This window comes from Burkholderia sp. JKS000303, from assembly GCF_002563755.1.
GTDB lineage: Bacteria > Pseudomonadota > Gammaproteobacteria > Burkholderiales > Burkholderiaceae > Burkholderia > Burkholderia anthina_B.
This window is the reverse complement of the sequence record NZ_PDBZ01000001.1, coordinates 2,372,547-2,384,536: the sequence shown is the minus strand read 5'-3', so window position 1 is coordinate 2,384,536 and position 11,990 is coordinate 2,372,547. Positions and strand designations below refer to the sequence as shown.

The 11,990-nt window shown below is 69.3% G+C and carries 7 protein-coding genes; 4 read left to right on the top strand and 3 right to left on the bottom strand.

The annotated features are described in order from the left end of the window. Positions 1–54: 54 nt before the first annotated feature. Together sodC and apbC are read right to left on the bottom strand one after the other, a co-directional pair. The gene (gene sodC / locus BX604_RS11535; protein ID WP_098550914.1) at positions 55–591 is read right to left on the bottom strand and encodes a superoxide dismutase [Cu-Zn]; all 537 of its coding nucleotides are present in this window, start codon (positions 589–591) and stop codon (positions 55–57) included. A gap of 133 nt (positions 592–724) precedes the next feature. Further along, positions 725–1,816: an iron-sulfur cluster carrier protein ApbC gene (apbC, locus tag BX604_RS11530; protein ID WP_098550913.1), complete on the bottom strand. Its 1,092-nt coding sequence runs from the start codon at positions 1,814–1,816 to the stop codon at positions 725–727. Positions 1,817–2,168: 352 nt separating this feature from the next. On the opposite strand from apbC, the gene BX604_RS11525 reads away from it, so the two are divergent. From BX604_RS11525 to BX604_RS11505, 4 genes are all read left to right on the top strand, one after another. Further along, positions 2,169–2,813 carry an OmpA family protein gene (locus BX604_RS11525; protein ID WP_098550912.1) on the top strand — a complete coding sequence of 215 codons (645 nt, stop codon included), beginning with the start codon at positions 2,169–2,171 and terminating at the stop codon, positions 2,811–2,813. 376 nt (positions 2,814–3,189) lie between these two features. Beyond that, a complete protein-coding gene (gene metG / locus BX604_RS11515) occupies positions 3,190–5,352 on the top strand; it encodes a methionine--tRNA ligase (protein ID WP_098550911.1) in 2,163 nt (720 codons plus the stop codon). Positions 5,353–5,567: 215 nt separating this feature from the next. Next, on the top strand, positions 5,568–6,776 hold the full coding sequence (locus BX604_RS11510) for a hypothetical protein (RefSeq protein WP_257146292.1): 1,209 nt from the start codon (positions 5,568–5,570) through the stop codon (positions 6,774–6,776). Next, on the top strand, positions 6,760–7,899 hold the full coding sequence (locus tag BX604_RS11505) for a DNA methyltransferase (protein WP_098550910.1): 1,140 nt from the start codon (positions 6,760–6,762) through the stop codon (positions 7,897–7,899). Before BX604_RS11510 ends, BX604_RS11505 begins: the two co-directional genes overlap by 17 nt. Positions 7,900–7,945: 46 nt before the next feature. Here the strand turns inward: BX604_RS11505 and BX604_RS11500 are convergent, their stop codons facing one another. After that, positions 7,946–11,989 carry a translocation/assembly module TamB domain-containing protein gene (locus BX604_RS11500; protein WP_098550909.1) on the bottom strand — a complete coding sequence of 1,348 codons (4,044 nt, stop codon included), beginning with the start codon at positions 11,987–11,989 and terminating at the stop codon, positions 7,946–7,948. Position 11,990 lies beyond the last annotated feature (1 nt).

Sequence of the window (11,990 nt, the reverse complement as noted above, 5' to 3'; positions counted from 1 at the left end):
GACCCGGAAAGGCGCACATTTTACGCGATCATCGGCTCGCGCACGCAGCGGCCGTCAACGGATCACGCCGCACGCGAGCGCAGGCCCCGCGCCATGCTGCGGAAACGCGGGATCGCTGGAGTCGCGGTGGACCAGCACCGCGCGGCTCAGCGCGGAGCGCACGCCATCGAGGGCCAGATCGGGAGCGACGATGAAACCGGCCGCGACGCCGTTCGCGTCCGCATGGATGTTGCCGAGATCGCCGGCGACGCGCGCGCCTGCGCGCAGTCGGTCGGCGGCCGGCGCGAATACCTGGCCGGCGCTCGACCCGTCGCCCGCGTTGCAGTCGCCGCGTTCGTGCACCTGCAGTGCGTGATCGCTGTTCGGCGGCAGGCCGACCAGGTTGTAGGTGACCTGGACACCGTCCGGGCGCTCGACGAACGTGACCGCGCCGCGCGTCTGCGAGCCGACGGTCGGCTGCAACTGCGCGTCGGCGCGCTTTTCGTGCGACGAGGAAAAAGAGGTACAGCCGGCCAGCAGGCCCAGCGCGGCAGCGGCCAGCAGCGCGCGCCGCGCGCGGCCGGCGCGCACGCCGTGATGTCGTTGGTTCATTCGATCCTCATGCCGGCTGGCGTCCGTTCGACACGGCCGCCATGCCGGGCGGGTAAAGGGACCCGGGAAAAGTCGCCATGATACCGCGCCTCGCGGCGCCGTAAACAGCGTGAGGCCCCGCCCCGCAAGGGTTTTACGTATTTTGAACAACGATCGACGGGAACTTCGACGTCATGTCGCGCGAACGCTCGGCAATCGCCAGCGCCACACCGCGCGCGATGTCGCGGTAGCGCCGCGCCAGCGCGCCGTCCGGTTCGGCCGCGACCGTCGGCGTGCCGCTGTCCGCGCGCTCGCGGATCGCGATGTCGAGCGGCAGGCTGCCGAGCACGTTCACGTCGTAGTCCTTCGCCATCCGCTCGGCCCCGCCGGCGCCGAAGATGTGCTCTTCGTGGCCGCAGTTCGAGCAGATGTGGATGCTCATGTTCTCGACGATCCCGAGGATCGGAATCCCGACCTTCTCGAACATCTTCAGGCCCTTCTTCGCGTCGAGCAGCGCGATGTCCTGCGGCGTCGTCACGATCACGGCGCCCGTCACCGGCACGCGCTGCGCGAGCGTGAGCTGGATGTCGCCGGTGCCCGGCGGCATGTCGACGATCAGGTAGTCGAGCTCGCGCCAGTTCGTCTGGCGCAGCAGCTGCTCGAGCGCCGACGTCGCCATCGGGCCGCGCCACACCATCGGGTTGTCTTCCTCGATCAGGAAGCCGATCGAGTTCGCCTGCAGGCCGTGGCCGACCAGCGGGTTCATCGACTGGTTATCGGGTGACTCCGGGCGCTGGCCGTGAATGCCGAGCATGGTCGGCAGCGACGGGCCGTAGATATCGGCGTCGAGAATGCCGACCGACGCGCCTTCCGACGCGAGCGCGAGCGCCAGGTTCACGGCAGTCGTGCTCTTGCCGACGCCGCCCTTGCCCGAGGCAACCGCGACGATGTTCTTCACGTTGGGCAGCAGCTTCACGCCCCGCTGTACCGTGTGCGCGACGATCTCCTGCGACACGGCGACACGCGCCTCGCGCACGCCCGCCACGCCCTTCAGCGCATCGGCGATGCGCGCGCGCACGTCGCCGTGCTGGCTGCGTGCGGGATAGCCGAGCACCACGTCGACCGCCACGGCGTCGCCGTCGATCGCGACGTTGCGCACGCCCTTGTTCGCCGCATACGGACGGTCGGTATTGGGGTCGACGACAGCCGCCAGTGCGGCGTCGACTTGTGCCCGGTCAATGCTCATCGAAACTCCGTGAAAACGTTTTTTCCCCGCGCAAACGTCAAGAAATATCAAATAACGCTGCGAAAAGCGGGAAAAGTGAAAGAATCTGTTGCACGCCATTGCGCGAACGCGCGCAGCGGAGCAATCTTCGCGTGCGGCACGCTATGGGGCCAAATCGGCCGCCAACCGCCTATATTGTAGAGGCTGACGCGTCACCCTGTCCGAACAGCCACGCTGGCGAACAGGGCATGCAGCCGCCTCCACGGCTGCCGCGAGCGCGGGCCCGCCCTCCTTTTTCGGGCGGTCCGTGTAGGGAGCCGTAACCGTTGTTTGTCATCGTTGTCGACTCGTTCAACCAAGAGAGGAATCCAAGATGAACATGAAAATCGCGACTCGCCTGTCCGTCTTCGCACTCGCCGGCGCACTGCTGGCAGGCTGCGCCACGCAGCAAGGTAACAATACGGCCGTCGGCACCGGCACGGGTGCGGCGCTGGGCGCCGGTATCGGCGCACTGGCGGGTGGCGGCAAGGGCGCGGCGATCGGCGCGGGCGTCGGCGCGCTGGTGGGTGGCGTGACGGGTTACAACTGGCAAGCGATCAAGAACAAGCTCGCGCCGTCGGCGCAGCAGACGGGCACGCAAATGACCGAGCAGCCGGACGGCTCGCTGAAGCTGAACGTGCCGAGCTCGGTGACGTTCGCGACGAACCAGTACGCGATCACGCCGGCCTTCACGCCGCTCCTGAACGACCTGGCAACGACGCTGAACCAGAACCCGCAAGTGACGGCATCGATCGTCGGCTACACGGACAGCACGGGTTCGGCCCAGCTGAACCAGACGCTGTCGCAGAACCGTGCGCAGAGCGTCGTGAACGCGCTCGTGCAGCGCGGCGTCGCCGGCGGCCGTCTGTCGGCACAAGGCATGGGCGCGTCGAACCCGATCGCGGACAACGCGACCGAAGCCGGCCGCGCGCAAAACCGCCGCGTCGAGATCTACCTGCGCGCACCGCAGCACCAGTAAGCAGCGTAGCGAGAGGAAACGGGGGCGCGCGCCGGGCGCTCGACCCCGTCGCACAAGGCTCGCCGCGGGACCGTCAACAAATCGAAAAAAATTTCGAACTTCTGTCGCGACCCGCGGTCTGTCTTTACGGTACGCGGCTGGCGCTGCCGGCGCGTCACCATTCTCCTCTTGTCGTTGTTGCTCCGGGGCCGTATCCGCCCCGGTTTTTTTTGTCCGCAAAATAAGTGCTGCGCCGCAACATGACGTCGCCACGCACGTTCGCCCGACGCTCCCGCCTCTTGCGCTGCCCTGTCCGCGGCACCGCCCCCGACTGACCTGCGCGCGCCCCTGCTAGAATCGCAGTTTCCGTCGTTTCCGCCGTTCTTCTACAGACCCTATGTCCGCATCCGACCTCACTTCCGTGCAGGCTGCGGCGCCGCAAGGCAGCCGCCAGATCCTCGTTACGTCCGCACTGCCCTATGCCAACGGGCAGATCCACATCGGCCACCTGGTCGAGTACATCCAGACCGACATCTGGGTGCGGGCGCTGCGAATGCATGGCCACGAGGTCTACTACATCGGTGCCGACGACACGCACGGCACGCCGGTCATGCTGCGCGCGGAGAAGGAAGGCCTCACGCCGAAGCAGCTGATCGACCGCGTCTGGGCCGAGCACAAGCGCGACTTCGACAGCTTCGGCGTGTCGTTCGACAACTTCTACTCGACCGATTCGGACGAGAACCGCGTGCTGAGCGAGAAGATCTACCTCGCGCTGAAGGAAAACGACCTGATCGCCGAGCGCGAGATCGAGCAGGCGTACGACCCCGTCAAGGAAATGTTCCTGCCGGACCGCTTCATCAAGGGCGAGTGCCCGAAGTGCCACGCGAAGGACCAGTACGGCGACAACTGCGAAGTGTGCGGCTCGACCTACCTGCCGACCGAACTGCTGAACCCGTACTCGGTCGTGTCCGGCGCGACGCCGGTGCGCAAGAAGTCGACGCACTATTTCTTCCGCCTGTCCGACCCGCGCTGCGAGTCGTTCCTGCGCGAATGGGTCAGCGGCCTCGCCCAGCCCGAAGCCACCAACAAGATGCGCGAATGGCTCGGCGACGCCGGCGAAGCCAAGCTCGCCGACTGGGACATCTCGCGCGACGCCCCGTACTTCGGCTTCGAGATCCCGGGCGCGCCCGGCAAGTACTTCTACGTGTGGCTCGACGCGCCGGTCGGCTACTACGCGAGCTTCAAGAACCTGTGCGACCGCAAGGGCATCGACTTCGACGCGTGGATCCGCTCGGGCTCGACCGCCGAGCAGTACCACTTCATCGGCAAGGACATCCTGTATTTCCACACGCTGTTCTGGCCGGCGATGCTCGAGTTCTCGGGCCATCGCACGCCGACCAACGTGTTCGCGCACGGCTTCCTGACGGTCGACGGCGCGAAGATGTCGAAGTCGCGCGGCACGTTCATCACCGCACAGAGCTACATCGACACGGGCCTGAACCCCGAATGGCTGCGCTACTACTTCGCCGCGAAGCTGAACGCGACGATGGAAGACCTCGACCTGAACCTCGACGACTTCCAGGCCCGCGTGAACAGCGACCTGGTCGGCAAGTACGTGAACATCGCGAGCCGCGCGGCGGGCTTCCTGATCAAGCGTTTCGACGGCCGCGTGCAGGACAGCGCGATGAATCATCCGCTCGTCGCGAAGCTGCGCGACGCGATTGAGCACATCGCCGCGAACTACGAAGCGCGTGAATACAACCGCGCGCTGCGCCACACGATGGAGCTCGCGGACGAAGTGAACGCGTACGTCGACGGCGCGAAGCCGTGGGAACTCGCGAAGGATCCCGCCAATGCGGTCGCGCTGCACGAAACCTGCAGCGTGAGTCTCGAGGCGTTCCGCCTGCTGTCGCTCGCGTTGAAGCCGGTGATGCCGCGCGTCGCCGAATCCGTCGAGGCATTCTTTGGGCTCGCACCGCTCACGTGGGCCGATGCCGCGAAGCCGCTGTCGTCGGCGCAGCCGATCAAGGCATACCAGCACCTGATGACGCGCGTCGACCCGAAGCAGATCGAGGCGCTGCTCGCAGCGAACCGCGATTCGCTGCAGGCCGACGCCACCGGCGCCGCGGCCGCGGGTGCCAACGCCGCCAAGGAATCGAAGGGTGCGAAGAACGCCAAGGCGAGCGCACAGCCGGCCGCCGCGAACGGCGCCGACGACGGCCCGATCTCGATCGACGATTTCGCGAAGGTCGACCTGCGCATCGCGAAGATCGTCGCGTGCCAGGCCGTCGAAGGTTCGGACAAGCTGCTGCAGCTCACGCTCGACATCGGCGAGGAAAAGACCCGCAACGTGTTCTCGGGCATCAAGTCCGCGTACCAGCCCGAGCAGCTCGTCGGCAAGCTGACGGTGATGGTCGCGAACCTCGCGCCGCGCAAGATGAAGTTCGGCCTGTCCGAAGGGATGGTGCTCGCCGCGTCGGCAGCCGACGAGAAGGCCGAGCCGGGCCTCTACATCCTCGAGCCGCATAGCGGCGCGAAACCCGGCATGCGCGTGAAGTAAGCGACACGCAACACCGCTTGCGCAAAAAAGCCCCGCACGTTTCGTGCGGGGCTTTTTTCATGCCGCGGCGTGGAAATGCCCGGCCCTGCCCGGCATGGCGCGCGGACGCGTTCCGTTACCATAGCGGCTGTACCGGACCCGCCGGATTCCGAAGACCGTTTCGATCGAGCGGTCGACCCAGGCCGTGGCGGCGGGCGCCTCGTCACAACAACGCCATGACAAACGCACCCGACGCCTCGTCCACCGAACGGCCGCGCGCTTCGCCGCGCACGCGCAATGCGCGCGCGCCGATGACGATTCCGCTCGTGCCGATTGCCGACGCGAACGCTGTCGCGCCGCTCGTCGCGCGCAGCCGCGCGTTCGACACGCTCGCGCAGCGCTTCGCGTGGCTCGCCTTGCGCGAACCGCCCGCCGCCGACGCCGGCCGCTGGCACGTCCACACCGTTGCCGGCCGTACGCTCCGCTTCGCGCAGCCGCTCACGTTCACGCCGTATGCGGCCGCACAGCCCTGCTCCGCGCGCTGCCGGTTCTGCTCGGAAACGCTCGTCGACGAAACCGCGGCGGGGCCGATGGCGGCGAGCCTGCGGCCGCCGGCCGACTATTTCGACATGCTTCGCCGCGCGCTACGGGCGCTGCGCGGGGTGCCGCTGTCGTATTCGCTGTCGGGGCTCGAGAACACGGACGATCCGCACTGGCTGCTGTCGCTCGTCGCGACGCTGCGCGCAGCCGGCGATGGCGGTCCGGACGCGAACGGCAGCGTGCTGTACACGAACGGCGCCGGCCTCGTCGAGCATCGCGACGCCCTGCTGCCCGCGCTCGCGGGCTTCGGGCTGTCGTGGCTCGAATGGTCCCGACACCACGATCGCGACGACGTGAACCAGTCGATCATGCGCTTTCGGCCCGGCCAGCGCATCATGCACCAGCCCGCGTTCGAGGCGGCGTTCGCCGCCGCGCGCGAGCACGTCCCGGTCAAGCTCGTGTGCATCGTGCAGCGCGGCGGCATCGAGACGCCGGCGGACGTGCTGCGCTATGTCGCCCATGCACGCGCACTCGGCGCCCGCGCGGTGATCTTTCGCGAATTCTCGGCACTGCCCGACACCTACCGGCACAACGCGACGCGGCGCCATATCGACCGCACGCGCATCCCGATCGACGCATTGCTGCTCGCGTGCGCAGCCGACCGCGCGTTTTCCGCGCAGTATGAACCCATCGAACTGACGGGCGGCTACTACTTCTGGAACGCGCGCTGGGCGCATCGCGACGGCCTCGACGTCGTGTTCGAAACCTCCGACTACGGCGTGATGCGCGAACACGAATTGCGCGACGCCGTGTACAAGCTCGTGTTCCACCCGAACGGCAACCTGTGCGCGGGCTGGCAACCGACGCGCGACATTCTGTGGAGCAGCGATGACCGTCGTGACTAGCTGGCTTCGTCTGACCGACGAGGCCGCCGACACCACCCTGCCCGCCGATCTGCGGGCCCGCGATTCGTTTGACGCGCGCGATTGCGGCTGGGTCGAGCAGATGGTGCCGTTCATCGGCAGCCACGCGACGCCGGGCGGCTGGATCGTCGATCCGTTCGGCGGCTTCGGCACGACGCTCGTCGCCGCTGCGCGATGCGGCGTGCCGGCGCTCGGCGTCGAAATCGATCCGCAGCGTGTCGCGTTCGCACGCGAACGGCTCGCACGCGCCGGCGCCGCATCCACCCGTCATCCGGTGCTGGCCGGCGACCTGTCGAGCGCCGCGACGCAGGCCGCCGCGCGCGACGCGGGCGGCCCGTTCACGCTATGCCTGACGAGCGTGCCGTACTTCGGCTGCAGCGGCCTGCCCGGCCGCCCGAGCGACGGACAACTGTACGGCGTCGACTACTACGCGCCGTATTTGGAACGGATGCGCAACGTGTTCGCGGGCGTGCACGCGCTGCTCGAACCGGGCGGCTGGTGCATCGCGATGGCGCAGAACCTGCGCATCGGCGGCCGCTTCGTGCCGCTCGCGTGGGATGTCGCGCGGCTACTCGGCGAGCGCTTCGTGCTGCACGAGGAACGCGTGCTGATCTACGAACGGGAGGGCGGCCCTGCGCCGCACGGCGCCGGCGCCACCGATCGCACGCACGAATACGCGCTCGTGTGCCGCAAGGCGCCGCTCGCGAGCGACGTCGACGCGGCCCGCGCGCTGGTTGCCGCGCTCACGCGCGACGGCTTTGCATTCACGGTAATCGGCAGCTTCGCGCGGCGTCTGGCCGGCCACGCGGACGCCATCGACGGCGATACGCCGCTGAACGACGTCGACCTCGTCGTCCCGCCCGACGATGCGGGCGTGTCGCGGCTGCTGCAATGGCTCGAAGCCGACGGCTTCGCGATCGAATCGTGGAATGCGCGCGTCGCGCCGCCGGTGGCGATCGCCGCGCTGCAATACCGGCATTACTTCCGTGCACGGCGGGTCGATGCGCACGGCCGGTCGTTGCAGGTCGACGTGACGATCGCGCAAACGCGGGAAGGATTCGACGCGTGCGCGCGGGCCGACGCCGCGCCGGGCGCAACGGCCTAGCGCACAGAGGCCGCTCGCACACGCATCGCGCGGCGCCGGCCCTTCGTCAACGCTGCCCGAACCAGCGATCGAAGCGCCGCGTGTAGTTCAGGTCGACGCCCTGGAACGTGCCGCCATATGCGGACACCGACCAGAAGCGCGTCAGGTTGATCGTCGCCTTGAACGCGTTGCTCGCCGACTGCAGGCCCTGCTCGAAGCCGAGCACGAAACGCTCGTTGATCGCCTTCGACACCAGCACGACTTGCGGGTCGATCAGGCCGACTTCGCTGCGGCCGACCGAGACCTCGTCGAGGCCGAAGGTCTGCGCGACGCGCTTGCCGGTCACGCTGCCGAGCAGTCCGAGCGCCGCGGTCATCGCACCCTGCTGGCCGACGTTGTTGCCCTGGTCGGTGCCGTGCCCGAACAGCAGCCACGACAGCTTTTCGTTGTCGGTGACGTTCGGCTCCGACACCAGCTTGACCGTCAGCGACTGGATCGTACCGGTAACCTGCACGCCGGCCTCGACCTCCTGATTGCGCCGCATCGCGAGAATGTTCACGCCCGGGTTCGACACCGGGCCGTTGAACGTGAAGAAGCCGTTCTCGATCGCCAGCTTGCGCCCGAACGACGTATACGTCGATCCTTCGGTCACGCGCACATTGCCGACCGCGCGCAGCGACACGCCGGGCGCGCTCATCACGGTGATCGTGCCGCGCAGCCCGAGATCCGCGCCGTGGCCCTTGAAGCGGAAGTTGTTGCCGAGGCCGATGTCGATGTTCGCGCGCGGCGCGAGCGACGGCGCCGGCTTGTCCGCGACCTTCTGCGGCTTCGCGACGGCCGTGCCGGTCGGTGTCTCGCCGCGCACGGTGCCGTCCGGCCGCACCACGACGACATCGTCCGACAGGTGCGGCGCCGCATCCTCCGGCAGATCGAACAGCGCGCGATCGACGACGAACTTGCCGTCGATCGACAGCGCGCCGCGCGGCCCGTCGTTCGCGACGGTCGCCTTGCCCGACAGCGACAGCTTGCGGTCGGGTGCCGCGAACAGCTCGAGCTTGTCCGCGACGATGCTCGCGGTCAGGTCGGGCGCCTCGCCGTCGAGCCGCACGCGGCCGATTGCGCGCAGCGTGCCGTCGCCGCCGTGGAACTCGACCTGCTGGAATTCGACGAGGTTGTCCGAGAGCTTCACGCGCACGATGCCGTCCTTCAGCTGCGCGCCCTCGTCGACGAGCGTCGCGGACAAATCGTCGCCCGTCAGCATCCCCGACACGTTCGGCTTCGCCGGCGTGCCGGCGACCGTCAGCTTCAGCGCCGCGCGCCCGCCGAGCAGGTAGCTCGGCCCGAACAGGTTGCCGGTCGCCTTCAGCGACGGAATGTCGGCATCGATACGACCCGACAGCTGACCGTCGTCGGCGATGCCGAACACGCCGTCGCGCAGCGCGAACGGCACCGCGACGTTCGCGTCGAGCGTGCCGATCCGGTTCGCCTTCGCGAGCGCCACCAGGTTGAGCCGGTTGCCGGGCACGAAGCTCGCGCGCGCGGACAGGTCGGTCAGCCCGAGCGACGCGATGCCGCGCCCGCTCTCGATCGTCACGTCGCCGCTGCGCCGCTTCACCTGCAGATAACCGGTCGCGTTCGCGCCGAGCGAGAAGTCCCAGTCGGCATCGAGCACGACGTCGGTGCGCACCGGCGGGCGCGCGCCCGTCAGCTCCTGGCGGATCTCGAGGAAGCGCGCGACCGATGCGCCGCTCACGGAGCCGGCCGAGCGCATCTGGCCGCGATCGAACACGAACGACTTCAGGTCGATCGCCGCGCCTTCGAGCGTGAGCCGGGTCGCGCCGAGCGTCACGCGGCCGGCGCCCGCGGACACCGCGAGCGGCGCCTGCAGCGCCACCGCGGGCGTGCCGCGATTCGCCAGACGCGTGACGGTGCCGTCCCAGCGCATCCCGTCACGGTTCTCGACCACGCCGCCGTTCGCGGCAAGCGTCAGGTCGATCACGCGGCCGCCGGCCATCCCGATCGCCGACGCGTCGAGCGTGTGCTTCGCGCGCGTGCCGTCGAGGTTCGCGCGCACCGATTTGAGCTGCAGCGAGCCGAGCGCGATGTCGGTCGCGTCGGCCGTGAACACGAGCGCGCCGTTCGCGCCGTCGCGGATGTCGGCGCGGCCCTGCGCGGCGCCGATCCGGTTCGCGCCGATCACGACGTGCTCGGCCTTGTAGGTGGCCGTCACGTTCGGATGCGCGAAGCTGCCGGTCAGGTCGCCCTGCGCCTGCACGAGCCCCTGGACGCCGAAGCCGAGCCGGTCGAGCTGCGGCGCATCGACGACGAAGCGCAACCGGTCGCCGGGCGCGCCGAAACTGCCGCGCAGGTCGACATGATTACCGGCGATCGACAGGTTCGCGTTGCTCGGCAGGATCCGCGTGCCGGCAAGCTGCAACACGCCCGCGCCGGTCAACGGCACGCCGTCGTACAGGCTGTCGCCGAGCTTGAAGGTCCCCTTCGTCGACACCTGCGGCGCGAACGCGCCGGAGGCCGTCAACGTGCCCGACACACGCGTCTCGCCGCGCTTGGCCGGCGCCTTGGCGACTTTCGCGGCCGGCTTGCCGCCGGGTGCCTGCGGTGCATTCATCGCGGCGAGCAGCAGCGGATCGAACGCGGTCAGCGTCGCCTTCGCGTCGTAGCTCGAGTGCGCGTCGTGGCGGAACACGCCGGTCAGGTCGATCCGGCCCTTGCCCGCCGTCACGCGTGCGTCGGTCAGCACCGTCTGCTGCGACGTCAGCGCGACCTTCGCGCGTGCGCCAAGCGCGAGCTTCGGATCGTTCAGGTTGAAGTCGACGGTCGTCACGTCGCCGCCGAGCGTCACGCCGAGCGGGCCGCCCAGGCGCATCGGCCGCAATTCGGCGACGAATGCATTGAGGTCGAGATTCGCGACCTTCAGGTCGAAGCGGCCCTTGCCGCCTGCCAGCGTGCCGCGGCCGGTCACGCTGCCGTCGCGGATCAGCTTCAGCGCGAGGTCGTCGATCCGCTGCGCGTGCGCGTCGAGATGCACGGTCGCGTGCGCGTCGACGACCGGCAGCAGATGATCGCCGAGCGTGCCGGGCTTCGCGTTGACGATCGACACCGGGCCCGTCACCGCGAAGCCCTTCGCCGCCGCGGAGCCGGCCGGCGCGGTCACGGGCGCGAGTTCGGCGCGCACCGCGAGATCGGCGGCCGGCGCGCCGGGCGCGATCGCCTGCGGATTCACGTGATCGAACACCAGCGAAGCGCGCGTGAGCGGCACCGCGCCGAACGGCGCAGCCTCGACGTGCGCGCGCCCGTTCAGCTTCATCCCGCTCGCGGTGACGTCCGCGACGAGCGCTTCGAGCGAGCCCGACACGTTCGCGCTCGCGTTGACCGGCTCGTTGGAGAGTTTGCCCGCATAGGTCGCATCGCCCGTCAGCGCGAACGGCTTCACGCCGTCGAGCTTCACGTGCGCGGTCAGCGCGCCGTACGGCGTGTCGACGCCATCGAGCAGGAGTTCATGGTGACGGCCGTCGCTGCGGCCGTTCAGCGCCAGATGATCGAGCTGCGTCGTCGAGCCGCCTTCGTGGATCGCCAGGTGATCGATGCGCAGGTCGTCGATCCGCAACTGCAGCGGCAGGCTCAGGTCCTGCGGCGTCGTGGCCGGTGTCGGCGGCCCCGGCACGATCCGCACGTCGACGGTGCCCGCGCGCAGGTACGCGACCGACAGCCGCCACGGCGCGCGGGTCAGCGCCCAGCGTCCGTCCAGCCGGTCGATCCGCACTTCGGTGCCGGCGCCGCCGGAGCTCGTCCACGCGAAGCCGTGCAGCCGCACGCCGGTCGCGAGCGAGCCGCCTTCGAGGGTCCCCGTCAGCCGGCCGCCCAGCACCCGCACGGCCGTCTGCCATGCGAGCCGCGTGCCGCGCTCGGTCGTCGCCGCGGCCAGCACCAGCCCGACCGCCAGCGCGGCCAGCAGCACGCTCGTCGCGAGCGTCCACGCGACGACGCGGCCGGCACGCCCGCGGCGCGGCGCGCGCGGCGGCGCGTCGGGCGCGCGCTCGGGCGAGTCCGGATCGTGAGGCGGCGGCGTGTCGTTCGGGTCCTTCGTCATG